We start from the raw sequence: 22,142 nt of genomic DNA on the forward strand, positions 1-22,142 counted from the left end.
TATTTTATTTATCGCCGAACTGTTTTTTCAAAAAACAACATTTCGGGAAACGGAATACCTATGCCCAAAAACCAGACATATCTTTTTATTGCGCTCTTTTTTCTGTTCATCCGGCAGGAAGCAGGGGCCCAGAAGAATATGCCAGCAGGGCAGGGGAAATGGAATGCCTATACCGACTTAATATACTGTGAGGACAAAAAGTTTTTTCAGGATATCTATATCACCGGTATCAAGGACAGCCTGGTGGACATCTCGCTGGAGTGCTTTTACTTCCATCCGAACGGGGACAGTATTTTAGTGTACCGCAACAGGTACAAGGATTTCCAATTGCCGAAAACAGTAACAAAATTTAGCCTGCCCTACCATGGCCCCGTTTCTGTAAATTATATCCATCCCTCCTTCAAACAGGCACTACACAATACGGGTGCTATTCCTGTCGGAAGCTATGCGCTGCATCTTAGTCTCCGTAACGGGTATGATACGCTTTACCAAGGTAAGTACATTAGGTCACTGGACAGTGTGCTCAGCCCCTCCAACTTTTTACATCGGGAACTTACTGGTCAGCTTGATGCTCAGGGAAATGGGAATACGATTAAGAACACAGCAGCCAAGAAAGTAAACGACATAGGCCGTATCCTCGACCGGAGGATGCCCAGGACCGAACGGCACTTTCAGAAGAAAGGGATTATCACCCGCCGCTTGCAGGTTGGGGACAAAGAAACCATAGATCTTTTCTATCAGGATTGGTACCTCGGAAGGTATCAGTTACCGGCGCAGGGCTCCTTTAACGATCAGTTGCAGCAACAGCGCGAGGCCCTAAAGAATGGGGCAGCGCAGTTCAGGACCAGTAACATGGGCGACCATCGTTCCCTGCTGTCGCAGTTTCGTGAAATGCAGAAAGAGAACAAGGAGAACAGTGAGCTGACAGGTGAACTTTCGATAGCGTCCAACTGGGCCAGCGCACAGGAGGAGTATTCCGCACAGGACAATAACTTTTATGAGGCAGCAGGAGCAATAGACTTCCCGATAATGGGCATCCCCATAAATCTTTCCGGTTACTATACCACACAGGACAGGAACAGGGAGGCCAAGGCGAGCTATATCCATTTCCGTTACGATGCCGCCAAGGCCAAGGAGCAACTGTTGAAACTTGTGGGCAGTTATAACAAGAAGTACGAGCAGGCAATAGCACAGGGTGGCAGCTACGATATGATCTACGGACAGTTCGTGTCCGGTTTGCAGTCCGAAAAAGATAAAGCACTCGCCAGCCTGAAGCAACAGTTGGCCTTGCCGGAAATGGACCTTTCCGACTACAGTGCGGACAGGATAAAAGAAAGGGCAATGACCCTGAGCATGGAGCAGAAGGACAAATTTCAGGATTCATTAAAGCAGGTTGTCCATGCTAACGATACTGTTGCCGGCGTAGGGGATAAGTTGCAAAAGGCAGAAGCAGCTAAAAAGAAAATCGAGGACAAGTACGCCAAGGCACTGGAAAAGTACGAACAGATCATGGAGCTGGAACGAAAGATAGATAAGTACCGGACCCTGATGGAGCAGTATCAGAATGCCAGTTACTTTGACTCCTTGATGGCGCATGACAAGGTGAAGGACCTCAAGGATATGGAAAATATGTCCTACAAGGACATGGCCAAGAAAGCAGGTGCCATACTACCAGAAGGTAAACTCAAGGGTGCGGTAACAGGGCTGACCAACTTTGATGCCGGTATGTTCCCCAAATATGTATCGGACTATACCATGTCGGGACAGATGCTGAAAGGTGCCGATATCGGCTATGATATAGGGTTTGCCGAAATTGGTGCCACCTATGGTAAAACAGAGTATATAGACAGGGCCGGCAATGTGGAAGGCTACAAGGCCTACAGTGGAAGGCTTATGCTCAAACCTATCTTGAAACAGAACTTCGGGTTTATATACTACGGTTACTCGCCGGGAAAAAAGATCATGGAGGACAACGCCTTCTTCAAAGGTGGTGATGTGTCGCTACCGAGTTTCCGCAACCCGGTGCACATTGTATCGATGACCTACAAAGGTGAAGTCACCAAATACGCCATGCTGGAAGCTGAATTTGCCAATGCCACCAAGCCCGGTCAGTCCGAGGAGGCAAGAAATACCATGGGCTTCAAGGATAGGTCGGCCTATAACATCAGCCTTACAGGACTCGTGCCCGAAACGCAGATCGAGCTCACGGCAGGTTATGAAAATGCAGGAAAAGCCTTCGAGAACAACACACTTCCCCTGACCATGACGGGAACAGAACGCTATTTTATAAAAGGTAAGGGTGATTTCTTCCGTGCCTTCCTGACGCTGGGGCTGGAGTATAACTATATGGTGCAGCAGAACCTCCATTCCAAAGGTAACAATGTGCGCTGGGGCTTCGATGTCACTACCCATTCCAAAAGATATCCTTCGGTATACCTGTCCTACAAACCGTTCTCCACCTTCAGGAGCTTCAACGATACGCTCAATATAGAGCAGAAGCCTTTACTGGGCGAGGTATGGACGGGCAGGGCCAACTACCAGATAAAGAGGTTGAGCAGGGCGCTACGCTTCACGCTCCTGTACAACAAGAATAACAGTACCATGGACACGGTACAGTACGGCAGCACCCTGGTGCAGTTTAGTACCATATACAGCCAACAGGCGACCATGCTGTCGCTGAACATTGGGGTGACCAAAATTAATACCGACTATGTGGCCATGCCTTTCCCGGCCTTCAACAACAGCCAGTTTATGAGTGTGGCGGCAGGGGGGCAGGTAACAAAGAACATGATGCTGAACGGCGGTACGGATGTGGCCAGGAGCATTATCGGGCTGAGCCGTTACGGTTTTTTTCTGGGCGCCAACTATAACCTGGGACAGACAGGCATCAGCATTAGAGGAAATTTCAGGTACAGCAACTATAAGTTAGTGGAAGGCTTGGGCTGGAAGCCGGTACTGTCTGGTGGTCTGGAACTGGCCTGGCGCTTCCGCACCAAGCTGGGTTAGGGCTTTATACTATTTTGATATTTAAATACCATACTATGATCAGGAAATTACTTACCGGGATTTTACTGTTGCCCTTGATGCTGGCGGTAGCCAATATGCATGCCCAGCAGAACGTGGTCGTGAACATGGCCATGGTGGACGGTCTGGACATCACGCCCGACAATATCCTCAACTTTCAGGTGCATTCAGGCCTTGACCGGAGCAGCAATGCACTGATAAAGGGAACAATAGTTTACAGGAAGTCCAACCTTAGGATCAGCTACTCCTTCCAGTACAGGCTGCAGCCCGGTCTCAACATAATACCAAAGGACCAGGTGCGGCCACAGTTCACCTATTCCACTCCGGCGCTGAAAGAACTGTTCGAGCAGCACAGGAAACTTCCACAGGGTATCTATGAGTATTGCGTAGGCGTGCAGCCTGACTATAATTCGGGCGAGGGCAGCAAGGAGGTGTTCAACGAATGTGTGTACCACAAGTCGGAAGATATATTCCTGATCAACCTGATCGACCCCGAGGACGGTGCTGAAATTTACGAGTACAACCCGATGCTGAGCTGGACGGTCAACTACCCATTTGCAGGGGAACTGACCTACCGCCTCCGTGTGGCCGAGGTCAGGGAAGGCCAGAACAATGTAGGTGCACTGTCGCGCAACAACCCGGTATACGACGAGAAGAACATCATGCAGATGAGCCAGATCTATCCTGTCTACGCCAAACCGCTCCAGAAGTTCCAGCCCTATGCCTGGACGGTTGATGCTTACTACAAGGGCATTCTGCTCGGTGGTGCAGCCCCATGGAGGTTTACGATTATTGAGGACAGTTTGATGGTGGCGATACCGACCGACCAGTCCTACTATGATTTTTCCAAGCAAGGTGGTGATACCAAAATCCTAGGAATAGATACCCTAAAACTTAAGTTTCAGTCTTACTCAGAAAAGGATACACTTCAACTACAGCTTCAGGATGAGGACGGAAAGGAAATTAAGTATGCAACCAAGTTTTACGCACTAAAAGCTGGAACCAATTACATGGACCTGGATTTTCCAGGAAAAGCAGTGCTAAAGCATAAAAAGACCTACATCATGTTTGTAGAAACCGATCGGAAATCAGTTTACAAAATACCTTTCACCTACATAAATCCACTTTTCTTAAAAAAGTAAAAATTTTAAATGAAAAAAGTAATTATCCCTTTTCTGTGCTTTACAGTGGTGCAAGTATTTGCAGTTTATTTTTTTGCAAGAATGAACCAGCCCAAAATTGTCTATGCCGACGCCATTAGGCTTTTCGATGAATATAAATTTAAGACTGATATGGAAAAAATGGCCGAAGGAACCCTTAGGCAGCTCAAAGGAGAACTGGATAGTGTGCAGGTTCTACTGAAAGTGAATCCCCAAGATCCCCGAGCGCAACAGCTCGTGTCGGAAGGTCAGTCGAGATTGACACAGGCATACAGCAATATCAACAAAGAAATAAACGAGAAGGCCTGGGCAAGGCTCAATCCTGTAATCAATAAGTTTGGAAAGGACAATAAGATAGATCTACTAATAGGGGCAAACGGAATGGGTACGGTCCTCTATGCTAATGATACCCGTGATGTTACCGCTGATTTGATCATCTATGCAAACAAAATTTATGAAAAGGGAGATTGAACTGATAATAGTTATAGCATGCTTTTCAATAGTTGCTTTCTCCTGTAAGGGAAAGCAGGGAAAGATTGAGTCCTATGTTCAGGCGCTGGAGCAATCTGAGGGATTGCAGAAGACAGTCAGAGCTGGACAGGTGGTCTATAAGTTCAGTCTTCAAACTGCTGAATCCATGGCCTTAAGGGACAGCTATGATCAAGATAAAAAATACTTGGACGACAGGGGTTATAAAAAAAGGTTGGTCGAGCTCGATGGGTATATGTTCATCAGAATCGACCACCGGGTAGAGGGAAAGGATATCCCCATATTACAATACAACTGTAACGGCAATAAGGAATATGAAAAGCGGCTGATGTACTATGAGTTTTCAGCAGCTAACGATATTCGTCTGGTGTGCAATGGGAGTGAGTATCCGCCATCAAGCTACCACTATGAAAACCGTTTGGGACTGTCGGCAATCAACACCATCATTGTAGCCTTTCCGAAATGTCAAAATGCCGAATCCTGGCAGGTGACCTTTAACGATCAAGGGCTAAACAATCTGTTACTTAAAGCAAACTTCTATAATAAGGATATCGAGGAACTTCCGTCCTTGGTAATAAAATAAAGCTTATGAAAAGCAAAATCATCAAGTTTACAGCTAAGACAATGATCTGTATTATGGGTTACCAGTTGATAATCCCAGCGACACAGATATTTGCCCTCACATCCGGTCCCTCACAGCCCGAGGTGCAGAGCTTTGAACCTGTAGGTACCACAGAAATGGTGGATCTTTTTTCCGGTGATTTCGTTTACAACATTCCGCTGTTGGATGTAGATGGTTACCCTATAAACATATCCTACCACAGCGGTATCAATATAGAACAGGAAGCGAGTTGGGTAGGATTAGGATGGAACATTAATCCGGGGGTAATAAACAGGAGTGTCCGCGGCGTGCCGGATGATTTTAACGGTGATACCTTAAATAAATACCTTAAAGTAAAACCGGAAAAGGAATACGGCCTACGCTTGGGTGCTAATATAGGATTTGAGCTTTTAGGAGCGGCTTCGATAGGAGTCTCTGCCGGGCAGTCAATAACCTATAATAATTACAAAGGTGTAGGAGTGGGCATGGATGTTGGTGTCGGGTTTAACACCCCCATCGTAAATGTAGGAATGACCATGGATGTCGGATCATTGGATGGCGCAAGCGTTTCTGGCAATGCCCAGTTCAAAACTTCTGGTATAGAAGGAGAGAACTCCGGAAATATCTCCCTCTCAGGAGGTACGGGATTTGACACTCGTGGGGGCATGAAAGCATTATCCTTCGGCGTTGGTGTGGGGTTACCGATAGGTTATAGTACAGCTATTCCCATCGGACTTCAGAACTACCCAATGGCAGTAACCAACCGAACGATGTTAAAATCTTTTTCGGTACAGGTTAAACTGGGTCTTGAGGCTATGTATACCTTCCCCAATTTTACCACAACATTAAATTGGAGCTCCCTTGAACATGAGCCCGATGGTTCTTTACCTTCCTACGGTTATCTGTTTTCCCAAAATGCAGGAGACAATGCTATTATGGATTTTACGAGGGAAAAGGATGGTATTTATAACAGCAGTCTACCGAACCTGCCGCTTTCTAGTATGACCTATGACGTATATGGGATAAGTGGGCAAGGTACAGGGGGAGTCTTCAGGGCAGTTCGAAGTGATGTGGGATCTGTGCACGACCCTTTGGTGTCCAACAAGTCAACAAATAAAAATTTCGCATTAGAAGCAGGTGTCGGTATCGGGATAGGAGGATTGTTCGAACTAGGTTCAGAGGCTACATTTTTTCGAAGCACGGTAGAGTCCGGTCCTTGGTACAAAAAGAAATTTTCCCAGAATAGAAAACAGTCCTTATTTGAAAATGCCTATTTTAAACAAGGGGGAGAGCTTACGTACAACTTGCAACAGGAATCATCCTCCCTTTCCGATCATTCCCCCATCTACCTTGAAGTTAGTGGTCAAATAAAGAATGGTAACGGCACAAATGTAGGAACCGTGCCAGAAACCTACGGAGGAATGGAAAATAGATCTGCGCGGGCCAACCTCTTAACCTATATCACGAATGCAGAAGCAAATCTTACGGGATCGACACCCAATGTCAAAAAAGACAACTATCCACATAATTCCTTTATTGGGATAAATGATGCGATAACAAAAGGTAAAAGAACCGGAGCAACCAAAAATACTGCAAAAGGACACCATATCGCCGAGATGAGCCAGGTACTTCCTGATGGAAGTCGTTACGTATACGGCCTGCCAGCCATGAACAACATGCAGAAGGAGGTCACATTCAGCGTCGAAGAGGCTAAAAGTAACAGAGGGTCGGGAATGGTTAAATTTGAGGCCGACAATGAAAGTCCTGCAAATAGCTCGGGAAGAGAAAATTACTTTCAGGCCACTTACACGCCTGCCTATGCGCATAGCTACCTGTTGACCTCGGTGCTTTCCAGTGATTATGCAGATATTTCAGGTGACGGTCCCTCCGAGGATGATTTAGGGACTTATACAAAATTCAACTATACACTGTCAGATTCCGATTTTCGTTGGATTGCCCCATTCCAGGCTAATGAGAATATGGACAGTGCTCAGTACATGCCCGGATTTTGGTCAGACCCAAAGGACGATAAGGGGCAATATATTATTGGTTCAAAGGAAACATGGTACCTACATTCCGTGGAGACAAAAAATTTCATCGCAGAGTTTTATACCAGTACGAGAAAGGACGCCCTTGGGGTAAGAAAAAATGTTGTTTCCAATAATGATTTTCCAAATGGTAATTCCAATACAGCAGCTCATCTCCAAGATGAAAAGGGGGCCAATAATCCGTCCCTTGCGCTCAAGCTTGATTCCATAAAACTATACAACAAGAATGACCGTTTTTTAAATCAGGGAAATGCCGTTCCTATAAAAACAGTGATATTTGACTATGATTATTCGTTGTGCCCTGGTGTGCCGAATCGGCTCCCGCCTGGTCCTGGAGAGTCAAATGGAAAGCTGACCTTAAAACGGATTTATTTTAAATATGGCAATTCGCAGAAGAGTTTGATGAACCCTTATGTGTTTAGTTATGATCTGACCAACAACAGACCTTACAATTTTGCGGATAAGGATAGATGGGGTAATTATAAACGGAATGATACCAGCCTGACCAATTATGAGTTTCCATATGTTACACAGAATAAATCTACAGCTGACAGCAACGCCTCCAATTGGCATTTAAAAGAAATAAAGCTTCCTTCTGGTGGGAAGCTTAAGATAGAATTTGAGGCGGACGACTACAGCTCCGTTCAGGATAAAAGACCTATGGAGATGTTCAAGATAGCAGGTGTGGGATCTAGTAAACAGTTCCATCCCGTTGACCAGCTATACGAGGACATTGACCAGATTTACAATTACATATACTTCAAGCGGGACATTGCCCGCGAACGGGCAGAGAAAACGATTAGGGAGAATTACCTGGAGGGGACGGACCTGCTCTACTTCTCTTTTAATCTGGACATTGCTGCGCGGAACCGCTTCGAGAACATTAAAGGTTACGCTAAAGTAGAAGATGTAGGTATCTGTGACAATACGGAATATGGCTATGTCAAATTACGTAAGGAAAGTGCCGGTGGTAACAGCGGTAAAATGCTGAATCCGATAACACTTGCCGGTTTGAACACGGGAAGGTATTATCTGCCACATATAATTTACCCCGGGTACAATGACGGTGATCCCAATGCGGCGGAAGTCCTTAAAGGCTTAGTCGGTGCAACAAAGGAGATGTTGACCCTTTTTCAGAATGCGAACGTCAGGTTTGTGAAAAATGGTCTTGCCAAAAAATATAAAATTGGAAAGTCCTGGGTGCGCTTACATACACCTGGAAATACAAAGATCGGAGGTGGAACAAGGGTTAAGGTATTGAAGTTGGAAGATTCCTGGAACGAAATGGCAACCAATGGCGCGGAAAGCTCCTACGGCAGAACCTACGACTATACGACCTTACTGGACAATACACATAAAGTTAGCAGCGGCGTCGCCAGCTACGAACCAATGGTCGGAGCCGATGAGATCCCTCAAAGAAGGCCAGTGGACTACAATGCGGAATCCGGTAAACTTTTGCCGGCCCTTAAACTTTATCAGGAGGAGCCATTTGGGGAGAGTTTTTATCCTTCCGCTTCTGTCGGTTACAGTAAGGTCACAGTAAGAAGTATCAATAGGGAATTGTCCCGCTCCGCAAAAGCCGAGGACGTTCATGAATTCTATACGGCAAAGGACTTCCCGATAGAAACAGATTTCACGGCGAAAAAAGTACCTGTAAAGAAAAGGTTCAGGACGCTTCGCGCCAAAAAAGAGGAACTACAAGTTTTGCAGGGGTATGTATTGAAGATGAACGATATGCACGGCAAGCCAAAAGCTGTATCAAACTATGTGATCAAGCCGGATGATATAACCAGGGAGCTGATCACAAGTACCAGATACAATTATAAGGTAGATGGTGAAGGGAAACTCAACAATCGTGTCAAGGCAGTAAAGCGCAACAGTCTGGTCAGTCCTTCTTACAGTGTTCAGGATATGGTGCTCGGGGAGGAGACAGACTTTACCATAGACAGCAGGCAAAGGTTTACGGAGTCGAGCAGCTTGACAGTTTCCCTTAACTTGAATGTGGTGAACTTTGCAATCATTGTCGTCCCTATACCTACTGTGTTTTTTCCGGACATGGATGTAACTACCCTCTTTCAGACCATGGTATCGACAAAGATTATACAACAGTACGGCATCTTGGAGTCTGTGGAGGTGAATGACCATGGAGCCAAGACTAAAACGGAGAATATATTATATGACAGTGAAACGGGGCAGGTGCTCCTAAGTAAGGTCAACAATGAGTTCGGAGATCCGATAAATAGCTTGACCTATCCTGCCTATTGGGCCTATGACGGAATGGGACCATCTTATTACAATGTAGGTTACGAGGAGAATTTTGATACCGTTAAAATTGATGATTGTCTTAAAGCTAGGTTGATAAATCCGGCTAACATAAAGCATTACAATGTAGGAGATGAGCTAATTATGCAGTATAAGACGTTAACCCCTAATGTTGGGATATCGGAAAAGCGTACCGTTAAAATGTATGTTGTCGGTGTGGCACCTCTATACGCCGGTCTTAACTGTTATACAGCAACTGGCACTACAGTTTTAAATGATTGTACAGTTGTTCTGGAACCGGGTTCCAGTACGCCTACCGGACATCCCACCTTCGGTATTTGGGAGGTATATGGCAATGTACTAATAGACGTAAATGTAAAAGTACTTCGCTCGGGTCGGCGTAATAATTTGAACAGCAAGATTCAGCAGATCAGAACAAACGGCAATTTTACTGTAAATTCTTTTCAGGACTTGTTCAGTGCTGTAAATCTTGGTAGTATGACCGAAGGAAGCTCGCGAGTTTTTAATTCGAGTATTCATACATTTAGAGAAAGCGGTGTAAACCAGGAAATTAATGAAGGCGGACTGACTAGATCTTTTGGTTTGTCACCTTACCTAAAAGGGGAAAAAGGGAATTGGAGGGAATGGGAAACTTATGGTTGGTCAGGTAAAAGAAGATACGAGAACCATGCCCGTAAAGACGGTGTGTTCAACAGCTATTCACCATTTTGGGCAGCTGGAACTAATGCCGCCGATTCGGGTACCTGTACCTTGGTAGACTATATCCTTTATCCCCGAAATGACTGGAAAAAGATCAAGGAAGTTACAGCGTACAATGCTTACGGGGCACCTGTTGAAGAGATAAATGCGGCTAAAATACCTTCTACTGCAATTTATGGCTTCAATTATAGTTTACCTAAAGCAATTGGTTTAAATGCAAAGAACCAACAGATAAAATTTGTTGATTTTGAAGAAGAAATGCAGGTTCAAAATTATAACAAATATAGGTTTGGCATTTGGGCAGAATTGGAACCTTCCATGTTACCACCATTCCCCGGTGTGTCAAGTTATCTCTATAATTACGGTAAAACATATTGGACGCCCAATGCTACTGACTTTGTGGAAAATGCTGCGCTAGATAGGACTGAAAGCCACACGGGTAATTACTGTCTGAAATTTAACGGCACAGCAAATGTCAAAATTGCAAAGGTTACCGATTATATAGGTGTTCCATATTGTCACATTAGTGCATGGGTTAAACGCACGGGTTCGGCTCCTGTACCAAACCAGATAAGGGTATATGTGAGTGGTAAAGATGGAAACGGAAATCCGATCTCCAATGTTTATACTGTTTTTAGTCAAATGACGAACTCCTTGGACGGATGGTACAAATTGGAAGGTAAGATGACTATGAGTCTTTTAACTGCCTATACAGACATTCACCTTCAGGCACCTTTGGGATATTTTATAGATGATATAAGGATGTTACCGGACGGGGCAAACATGAAGTCCTTTGTTTACGATTCTTTTACTTCAAGATTACTGGCAGAGATGGATGAGAACAACTTTGCGACCTTTTATGAATATGACCAGGAAGGTGTTTTGGTTAGGGTAAAGAAAGAGACGGAACGGGGAATTTTAACGGTAAACGAGAACAGGAAAGCTAACGCAAAAAATGTGCATTAACCACAGTCTTATGAGGAGCTTAATAAAAATATCATCCTGCCTGATGATGGCAACCTGCATCTTCACTGCTACAACTGGTCTCGCCCAGTTGCAGCATATAAAGTATATGCCTTACCTGCAGGGGGCAAGCCTGAAAATTAACAACCCAGTTCTGACTTATAGGTACAAAGTCGTTTTGGTAGATAACGAGCAACAGAACCGCATCGATAGTGTCTTCGGCTTTCTGTCCCGTTCCTATGGAAACTATCTGGACAGTAATTCCCACACCATGAGCATGGTATCGGACGGATACTATCTCAAAACAGATGCAATAAAAAAAACTGCCCATGTATTTAACATTTCTGCGTTGCAAAAAAAATTAGGTATGCAACCTGAGGATATGGGCAACAGCCTGATTTCTGTGCCAGATTCGGTGTTGTTCAAATTAAGTGACCTAAATGTAGAAGAAACCGCTGACGTTCTGGTGCTGAACTATAAAATGAAACCAGGGAGCGGGATGTTAAAGGAAATGGTACTTCGTATCAACAGAAAGGATATGTCTATTATCCAATTAATGATGACAGTCGATGAAGAGGATAGGTGGGGAGCAAGTACGGGATACAGCAAGATCTATTACCTGACGGATTTCGAGAACAAGGTAGATCCCGCGAGGATGGTGTTAGGGAAATATGTGCATATCACACAAAACAATGCCAGACCATTGGGCAAGCTTCAATCTTACTCCATCAACAGCATACTATAATCTCTTATCAAATTATTGAGTTATGAACCAAGTTTTAAATCACCGCACAGTGCGCACGGTAATAATGAAGGTTTGTTTCCTGCTTGCATTGATTACATGCAATGGCGGAACATTGATGGCGCAGGAATTCCAGTTCAAACCGGATCCCTTTGTGGAACGGTTGAATGCGACAGCTATCGTAAACTATGGTGATGTCCTTCATATAGAGCACGACTGGTGGCAGGAGATGAAGACAAACAGCAGTTGGAATACACTGTATAAATTCAAAAGTATTAGCAATACCCTACGTGTCGGTATCAACCATGATATCCTTACCATAAATAACAACTATAGTTACCGGGTCGACCTGCAGGTAAAGGGCTATAACAATCCGGCATCACCTGCATCGTTCACCCTTTCTAATATGTCAATCGTACTCCAGTACGACAAGGACTCATTGAGCAGGTATAAGGATCTTACGGTTTATAAAATTGACGGTCAGTTCCATGCGATGGACGTGTCTATAACGGGTATTTATATAAATGGGACAACTACGCCCGTCAATGTAGCTTCCCTCGTGAAGAATTTCTATATCGAGCCGCAAATTTCGGTGCAGCGCTATGTGCTGACGCCCCAGGCAATTTTTATAAACTCGGATGCCTCAACAGTACCCACAAAAAATCAACTACGTGTCAGCTGGAGACAATATAACCCAGCTACACAAACTTTCCCCTGTTCCTATATGCCGTCATACGATGACTACAAACCGGTAAAGTATGAGCTGGAATGGACCTATGTCGATGGCTATAAGTTGGATAATTATGCTACAGGAGCCAGTTCTTATAAATTTAACCCAAGCGTTTTTGAATTCACCTACAATTTTAAGAATAATGCCACGCGGATACAGACTTACGACAATAGCTATAACATCCCAATTGTCTATGAATATGGTGTTCTGGTATTTAGAATAAGAACGGTAAGACCGGATCCGGACAACTATGGCAAATTAATTTATTCACCGTGGAATATGTCCGAGAGCGGTGTATTGAACCAAAATACATATACAGGACCCAATGTCTGTTTATCAAAATCTTTATATTTCATAACTAACCCGCATGATGGTGATGATTTTAACTGGCAGTATTCGATCAATTTTGCGGAAGAAGGAAAGTCAAAGCACATTGTTAATTATTTCGATGGGGCAGGTCACGGCAGACAGACACAGACCAAGATAAACACCGATATCGATTATGTGGTAGCAGCGGACAAGATTTATGACTATGAGGGTAGACCTTCTATCCAGACACTGCCCATACCTGTCCAGTCACAGGACCTAAACTACAAGCCGGATCTTACTTTAAATAAGGCCACAGCCCTACCGTACACAGCCTTTGATTTTGACAAAGGTTGTGGAACCGATTCTATAGCTCCCCTACATGAAAATGCACTGGCTTCCAAGTATTATTCCCCTGCCAACAATAATATGGTTGGGATGCAGCAGTTCGTTCCTGATGCAAAGGGCTACCCATTTATGGAAACTAGGTACTCCTCTGACAATACCAACAAAATTATATGGAAGGGCGGTGCAGGTATCGATTTTCAACGGTGGCGGAAACACGGTACGAACATGAGTTATGTCCGTGCCGATCAGCATGAGCTTAACCGTTTGATGGGTTCGGAAGCCGGTTGGAAACAATATTACCCAAAAGAGGTGGTTACTGACCCAAATAAGCAGTCAAGTTTCAGTATATTTAATCCTTCGGGTAAAGTTGTGGCTACCGCACTTGTTGGGAAATCGCCAGACAGCACACTGTATCCAATTAGGCAATTGGATAATATAGCCAAGGAGCAAACTGTTTCGATGAACCTCTTCGCAGACTTGGCACAGGACATCAGCCCTGGGTTAAGGGTTGCCGAGCACAGTTTTTTTTCCGAATCATTAGGTGAGAATCAACTCCGGTACGGGGTAAGGATTCCACCGTATTTTGCGAATTGCGGAAATAAATACATACATGTACAAGGTTACTACAAATATAAGTTAGTAAGTGAATGTGGGGAATTGGCAGCCTCACAGTCAAATAGTGTTGGCTTAACGGAAATAAATTCCTCTCCGACCCCCCAGGTGTACAGTGCTCCTACGGTGACAGCCGAACTAAATCCGGATAAGTATACGCTGACCAAGGAACTGTATTTTCCAGATACAACTATGCGCAGGCTGGCTTCCTACTTTACGGACGACAATACCGGTATTGAAAAATGCTACGTATATCAGGATTCTTTCATCAGGAGGGTAGTAGATGCAGAGAATTTCCCGTGCGAGCCGGCAGATACCCTAGGTTCCTGTGAACAAAGACGTGCACAGATGAAGGCCGAACTGTACCCCGGGGCGAAGTATGGAAAATATAATACAACGCCAAATGGTGTTTTCCGATATGGTTTATCAAATTCTATATTCTCTTTTGTATCTTCCATGGGAACGCCTCTTGTGGGCGAAGTGACTTACAGTTGCCTGTATCTTTTACACACCTGTGTCAATTATAATTCATTGGATTCAGCACAGAATTCGCCATGCCTTAACCAATATCCAGCAGCAGCAACATGTACTTCAATTAGGACTGATTCAATATGGACTAGTTCAACCCTTTTTCCTTGTAACTTAGATCCAGGGTCATGGTACAGCGGTCCTTATAATTGTGATAACAATGGAATTGAGATTAAATATCGTTATCAATGGGAATGCTTAAGCCTGCCCATGGTTTCCATAAGAGATGAGCATAATAATATGCTTACGGTAAGTGCATCAACCCTAACGCCAATCCAGTTAATTGAAAATTTTAACGACGACATCGCCGAAGCGCTATTACCCCTGCATCCAGAATATTGTAAGTTGACATTTTGTGATGACGGTTTTGAACGTCAGCTTAATAGTATCAACAACTTCGAGGAGGCAGCGATCCTGGGCTTGGATGATTTAGAGTCTATCATTCAGCAGGATCCATTGTTTACAGGATTTACACCTGCAGGTCCCTTAACCCAGGATCAACTGGCACATTTCGAGATTGATGGTAGTTCGTTATTACTCCCTCCAAACCATAACCTGTTGCGCAGGATTGATACGTTTTCTTTGCAACAGGCATATTGCGGCTGCAATAGTCCCGAAGCTTATATGTACTGCACAAACACCCAGTTTTATAACGAGATCAACAGCCTGACTTTGGATCCTAAGGTGCGGGATATTTACTTTGAGAAACTAAGAGGTAATTACCTGGCGAATAGAAATCTATGGAAGCAAAGACAATTTGATGCGCCTTCAAATTGCGGTCCCTGTGACTCACTTAGGTTATATCTGGTTCAGCCTCCAATTTTCCCTCCGGTGTTTTCAGGTAATAGCAATAACTTGGTAAATGTTGATTCTCCAAGTTGGTTTAACAGCATTATGCAGGATGGGATTAATGGCTCCCAGTTCAATAACCAGATGCCACAACAAATTTTGGAAACCTATAACCTGGGCCAGAACAATTCTTGCCGTACTCAGGTCGCAAAGATAATGAACGATCTGACAAGTTGTGGATTTGACAATTATGACAGCTTGATGATTGCTGGTGAATTTATGGACCTATATTGTACTCCAGGCCAAAATGGAGCTAATATCACACCTGACAATGTTATGGATGTGCTTAATAACAACAACATAAATATATCTGAACTATGCAGTCCTTTTTTGGTAGAATACGGTCTTTATGATCAATATAGGAATCAGGACAGAAGTAGGTTCGTTCCCCGTAAGGAATCTTTTTACACGGGGCTCTCTAATTTCTTGAACAGGACCGAAGTAAAGGATGCGCTCACCACTGCGTCACCTTCTGGGGGCACGAGCTATCCTAGCTTTTTGCTAGACGTGTCGAACAACGAGTTTGAACGAGAAATATACTTCGCTGTAAATAGCTCAAGTTCAGTCAACTTGCGCGCTTATACGAAAACAGTCGTTAATGGTGCTTTTACCTATACTTACCCTGTAATAGTATTTCAAGCAGGTTCTTATACCGATACGCTCTACTTTGCTAGACGCGCTTTGACTATGACACCTACAGGTTGCTCAAACACAACGAACACGCCTGTTGTTTTTCAAGGGGCAAGTTATTCCGATATAAGTTTTACCAATGTCGCGAGCATCTTCGATGATGTTAATACAATTTCTATCAATAACGGGTTGATAGCGGGGAATTTGGTATATGCCCAACTCAATGGCTATGCTTCTTCTATCCCTTCTTGTGACCCTTATGCAATTTGGAGTAGGAATATTGATATGCTAAAAGAGCGTGATCCGGAATCATTGGATAATTGTGTGAACTGTCTTCAGATAAAAGAAGCTGTGGAAGAATACTATTCGGATGTTCCTAACTATAGTTTACCCCAGTATACGAATCACCCTTTATACCCAAAAGCCATCAGTAACTTTCTGAATTTTAAATTAAAAAAGGGGCATACTTACGAAGAATATGAAAAATTGATAAAGGGATGCGCTTTGAGTGACCACATACCTTTTAATAAATCAAAGGGCCAGTTTGAACTGGGTTTTACCAACCAAAATGCAGCAGACAATTTTATCAATGCATTCAACTCAAATGTTGAGGATGTTAATGTAAGCAACTTCTCATTTAAGCGTTCAAGCGATGGAGTTATATTGATGTGGCTTGACTTTAATTCCATACCAAAACCCAAACTTAAGAAAGCGTATAATTTTGTTAACAACAACAGTAGTTTATACACATACATTTATCCGACAGAACCATTTGATCCAGGTCTGTATCTAAATGTATTTGTTAGGAACGCGGGTTGTACTGCGCCAATTCCTTGGTCAACAATTGCGCCTTCAGCAAGTATAACACCAATAGCAGTAGAGTTGAAAATTGCCGGAAGCACATCATATGTTCCTTACACTTATTATCATGTTACAACTCCTGGTAGTGTTAGTGAGACTTCGGTGGCTGATGTAATAAGCAGTGTGAGAAATTATTTTAAGGACACGAATACTGCCTGTCATGCGAGTTATTTCCTTGAAAGCCGTGAAATTATGCGCAGTGCTGATTATAACAATACAATTAAGCAGCAGTATCTTAGTTATGTTTATGGTCTTCAAGGCCTTCATCAGGATGAGGTATCAGAACTCCTAGCTCCGCCAATGCTTAGGGAAAATCCAGGCATAACTGAATTTGCAGATGCTGGCATGTTGACCTATCAGGACACCTGGTGCGCCAATAAAAAAGAAGACCTTTACTTTTACTCCCAGCCTTCTTCCAATCACCCAGGTTTTACAAAGCTGTCTGTAGTTCTCAATCAGGTAAAGGCTTCGTTGTCCAATGCTCTTTTCCCGACTTCCCCTAGCTTGACAATACCGGTCGGAGCACTTGGTTCAGGAGGTACATCGCTTAAAGCATTTAAGATGTCCAATGGGGGTGCATGGTTTAGGTTATTCGATCAGGAGAATAAGCTTTACAATACCTACCTTTTCCCATCCTCAAAAATGGTAGGGCAGTCATCAGATTACACCATGTCATCTGTGGGTGATGTTATAGAAATAGCACCCGGAGCTGAATCTATCTATCGTTTTAAGGTGAAGATGCAAAAAACAGTAGGCGGCAACATCCACACTGTTTTTTGTGAGGGCTATACTGATTACCCTATCGGTAGCGGTGAAATGATACAAAACGTGGTACTGTTCGACCATCAAAATAATCAGGTTTGTGTTGATACCGTAAATTGTGAAAGACAGGTACTGCTCAGTGCGGTTCAACAAGGTAAGCTGTTACATGGTCGATATATTGATTCAATCAAACAGAGCCATTTTCTGGCCATGAGGAGGCATTTTCCTACAAATACGACAGACAGCCTTTGGTTGTCAACACACAAACAGCAGTATCAGTACACACTCTATTACTACGATTTGGCGGGCAACCTTGTTAGGACCATACCACCGGCAGGTGTAGACACATTGAGTCCTTCTGTAATCCAGTATGTTGATGAGCAGCGTACCAATGGAGGTCTGGGTTACAAACCTAACCACACCAAGGTTTCCTTATATCAGTATAATGGATTGGATCAACTGGTGATGCAATGGACACCGGACGCGGATACGACCAAGTTTTTTTATGACAAATCGAGCAGGGTCGTTTTTTCGCAAAACGCCAAACAGAAAGGGCAGTCCAAATACAGCTATACATTGTATGATCTTCAGGGGCGAATTTCTGAAACAGGGGCTATCGGTTTCTTGCCCAGCGATTATGTGATCTTTGGCGTACAACAGGACCATCCTGCCTTAGTGAAAATTGCAGAGGCTGTAGAACATTCTTTTATCGCAGATCAGGTTAGAAGCAAACCTCGCGAAGATGTGGTCGCTACATTTTACGATAATGCATTGATCAATCTCGGAACTAATGCAGGCCTCACGACACAGGAAAACTTGAGAAAGCGGGTAAGCAGTATACTTTACGCGCCTCAATTAGCCATGCAGCAGAGTTCCGAATCCTATTATGCCTATGCTTCCCATTTTAGCTATGATGCAATGGGAAATGTTAGCACCTTGACACAGGATAACCCTTACATGGACTATCTGGGTCAGCGTTTTAAACGGATTGATTACGATTATGACCTGTTGAGTGGAAAAGTAAATATGGTAAGCTATAATAGGGGCAGACCTGACCAGTTTTACCAAAAGTATGACTACGATGCGGATGACCGTCTGGAAACTGCTATGAGTAGCAAAGATGGTCTCATTTGGGACAGGGACGCATCGTACAGGTACTACAAACACGGTCCGTTGGCACAAATGGATTTAGGGGAATTAAAGGTTCAATCGGTGCAATATGCCTATACCATACAAGGTTGGCTCAAGGCAATTAACGGAGATATTCTTAGGGCGGAGGACGATATGGGTGAGGATGGATTGAATGGTGGCTTATATCCTAAGGATGTCTTTGCCCATAGTCTGGATTATCACTTGGGTGACTATAAACAGATAGGTAACAGGAGAGCGACCTATACCGATTCCATAAACCCTTTATCAAGGTCCTTGTTTAACGGCAACATAGCAAGACAGACTAAAAGTATGCACACAATTGACAATTTACAGCGAACCTATACGTATGACCAACTGCACAGACTAAAACAAGGTGACTATGCTTCTGTAAGTAACGATCTGTACAGGACAGTGACTACTATGGCTGCGGCCTACAAGAATGCCTACAGTTATGATATGGACGGAAATATCAAAACCCTCTTACGCAAAAATGCGGCTGGTACCGATATCGATAACCTGACCTATCATTATCCTGATCCGATCAAAAACAAACTGGGTTATGTTACCGATGCCGCTGCCAATTCGGGCGGAAGCGATCTTCCTGCAGGTCAGATCAGCGACAACTATCACTATGATGAAATCGGGAATCTCGTGAGTGACCAACAAGGCCAGTTGGAGAATATTTCCTGGAACCTTTATGGTAAGGTAGAGCAGATCGAAACAGGGACAGACAATCTCCTGATACATTATGATTATGACGGCTCCGGCAACCGAGTTCGTAAGGACGTTTTTGTTAAGGAAGGTTCTGACACGATCAGACGTAGCGACGTCTACGTCAGGGATGCTTCGGGAAATATATTGGCGGTTTACAAGGGCGTGTCCAAAGTAAACGATGTGCTCACGATAGAATGGTTGAACGACCATATCCAAACCCAGCACGGCGCTTGGCAAACACCTAACAATACTGGCCTAAGTCCATTCTTAAACGCGCAATTTGCGCATAATGGTCAGTTTTCGACTGGCTTGGTTCAGGCTGCTATAAACATTAGTAGTGTATGGAGTAATAATCAATCTTCGTCTCTGACGCTGGGACAGTATCTTCAATTGTCGGATGGTATCTATGCACAGGCTTTGAACGAATCCATAGGCGATTATTTTGCACCAATGGTAAGTGCCGACCCAGGCATAATGATGGCAACTTTTTCCAGCAACGGAGATAACAGTGGCTTCAGAAATATTTTCCGTTCATTAGCAGAAGACAGCAGGCAGAGCTTTCCAACTATAATGCATCTTTCTAAGTACACACCTGATATTAGTATAGCTATCTTGGATTATATAGGATTGCCCTCATCAGGTCTGTCAGATGTTGACCGGGCTAACCAAATTTCGGGTTATGCACTTAGCGGTGGTGCTCCGCTCGTCTGGGAAGGCTTTTTAGAATCAGCAAAAAACTTTAGTGCCGATGAGTTTTACAAAAACTTGGCAAGTGACCCCAATATTATAAATAAAAGTTGGTTGTTATCCAATCTTGGGCTTGCTGACGAATTACGTAACAATATAAATTTATACGCTCCTAGGGATGCAGCCTCCGGATTTTTTAAAGCTTACCTTGAAACCTTGAATCCCAATTGGCTTAAGGACCATAGTTCCTTGGACGAGCGTTTACATGTCGTTTACCAAAATGACAGGGATGGATTCATGGTTTCCTTCCTGAATAACATTGGGGTAGCTTCTGTCAATACTGTGCTATCCAATATCCCGCAACTTTCCGTTTACGGATATTTGCAACAAATCAATATTGGCGTGTTGACTGGAACGCTTAATCCGACATATAACCCGCCGCAGGTAAATACACCTAATCCATCAAATATAGCAGCCGATACTTTGTTCTTATCTGAACACCATCTTTACGGTAGCAGCAGGTTGGGCATTAAAACTTATACCAAGGATGATTATAGAGTAGTCTATATAGGGGACGACGGCGTAACACAAGCACACCTTAGCGACAGTTCTTTAAACATTCGAAGACCATGGTTAAGTGGAGGTTTTCAGGACTGGATCAAACATGACAGAGTAAGTCCATACTCCGGAAACGTGTTTAACCTAAGTTTGGACACCTTTAGAGAAGTGCGCAATTTGGGAAGTAAGCAATATGAGCTTACAGACCACTTAGGTAATGTGTTGGCAACAGTAATAGATCGGAAAAGCGGTTACGGTGCTTTAAGTGGGCTCTATGCAGGTTTTTATGCTAATTTGGCTAACGTTAGTGACCATTATCCGGGAGGATTTGTGATGAGCGAGCGCACAAAGGAATTTGAAAACTATTCGTTTGGTTATAATACTCAGATGAAGTCGGATGAGGTTTATGGTAACGGGAATCTGTCTACAGCAAAGTTTTGGGAGATGGACACTAGAATATTGAGAAGGTGGAACTTAGATCCTGTTGATCAAATTAGTATTAGTAATTATGCAGTTAACGGACTAAATCCAATACTCTATAGTGATCCAGCTGGAGATCTATTTGGAATTAAGGGGTTTGGATCAACATCCGAGCAAAGACAAGCTGCTAGAAGCTTTGCGAAGGAAAACAATGGTCAGGTTAAAAACCTTTTGAGAGGCAGCATACATGTAGATTATGCAGGAGGTACGGAAAACAATATAGTTTTAAACGGATTGGCAGTTATTAGACCATCTACACGAAGTCAATATTTTTATTCTGACGGACGTATGGAATCTCCAAATGGAGATATAATGCAACACGTACCTAATGCGATGGATAAATGGGGATCCAGTGAGAGTTGGTATGGAAGAGCAACATATTCCTTTACGGATGCGTTTTATGTAACGGGTCAAAATTTATTCGTTAAGAATTTTAGGTCTGATGATTTATCTTTCCATTTGGATGGGCAAGTAACCACCACAGATGATAACATTGATGCGTTTATTAGTGTAGGTACAACTTTTGTGCCCGTTGGTGGTGCAAGTGCAGCTGTATCTACAAAAGTAATAGGTTCAGCACAATCTACAGGAACGATTGGGCACGCATTTTTCTCAAAAGCAATTGCTTTAAGATATGCAGTCGATCCTAGAGTGTCAAAGGTTACATTGGACTTAGGCTACAAAAGGCTTTTGGGAGGGGGGAACTTTAGATATGGCCCTAGACCAGACGTAGGAGTTCTATTTCATTCTGGAAGAGTTAAAGTTTTCGAAGTTGCATCAAAAACAGATAATTTGTTGACATTGTCTTCTAGAAATGTCTTTTTTATGAGTAACAATGGAATCAATGGAACAGTCAATGTTTTTACAGGAGCAAGATTTTTAAATAAAATAATAAAACCGTAAAATAATATAAAAT

The 22,142-nt window shown here is 43.5% G+C and carries 7 protein-coding genes; all 7 read left to right on the top strand.

What is annotated here, in order from left to right; translation table 11 throughout:
• The first annotated feature begins 60 nt into the window (after positions 1 to 60).
• From WH188_RS05150 to WH188_RS05180, 7 genes are read left to right on the top strand one after another with little or no spacing between them, the layout of a single operon-like run.
• A complete protein-coding gene (locus WH188_RS05150) occupies positions 61 to 3,006 on the top strand; it encodes a hypothetical protein (protein WP_339423440.1) in 2,946 nt (981 codons plus the stop codon).
• Positions 3,007 to 3,041: 35 nt separating this feature from the next.
• Entirely contained in the window at positions 3,042 to 4,166 is a 1,125-nt protein-coding gene (locus tag WH188_RS05155; protein ID WP_339423441.1) for a hypothetical protein, read from the top strand.
• A gap of 9 nt (positions 4,167 to 4,175) precedes the next feature.
• Positions 4,176 to 4,655: a hypothetical protein gene (locus tag WH188_RS05160; RefSeq protein ID WP_339423442.1), complete on the top strand. Its 480-nt coding sequence runs from the start codon at positions 4,176 to 4,178 to the stop codon at positions 4,653 to 4,655.
• Positions 4,639 to 5,256, top strand: a complete 618-nt coding sequence (locus WH188_RS05165; RefSeq protein WP_339423443.1) for a hypothetical protein — start codon at positions 4,639 to 4,641, stop codon at positions 5,254 to 5,256. Before WH188_RS05160 ends, WH188_RS05165 begins: the two co-directional genes overlap by 17 nt.
• A gap of 5 nt (positions 5,257 to 5,261) precedes the next feature.
• Positions 5,262 to 11,270, top strand: coding sequence for a hypothetical protein (locus WH188_RS05170; RefSeq protein ID WP_339423444.1), 6,009 nt, complete (start codon positions 5,262 to 5,264; stop codon positions 11,268 to 11,270).
• 10 nt (positions 11,271 to 11,280) lie between these two features.
• On the top strand, positions 11,281 to 12,012 hold the full coding sequence (locus tag WH188_RS05175) for a hypothetical protein (protein WP_339423445.1): 732 nt from the start codon (positions 11,281 to 11,283) through the stop codon (positions 12,010 to 12,012).
• Between the two features lie 22 nt (positions 12,013 to 12,034).
• Positions 12,035 to 22,129: an RHS repeat domain-containing protein gene (locus tag WH188_RS05180; RefSeq protein ID WP_339423446.1), complete on the top strand. Its 10,095-nt coding sequence runs from the start codon at positions 12,035 to 12,037 to the stop codon at positions 22,127 to 22,129.
• Positions 22,130 to 22,142 lie beyond the last annotated feature (13 nt).

Source organism: Sphingobacterium sp. MYb388 (assembly GCF_037479535.1).
In the GTDB taxonomy this organism is placed as follows: Bacteria; Bacteroidota; Bacteroidia; order Sphingobacteriales; family Sphingobacteriaceae; genus Sphingobacterium; species Sphingobacterium anhuiense.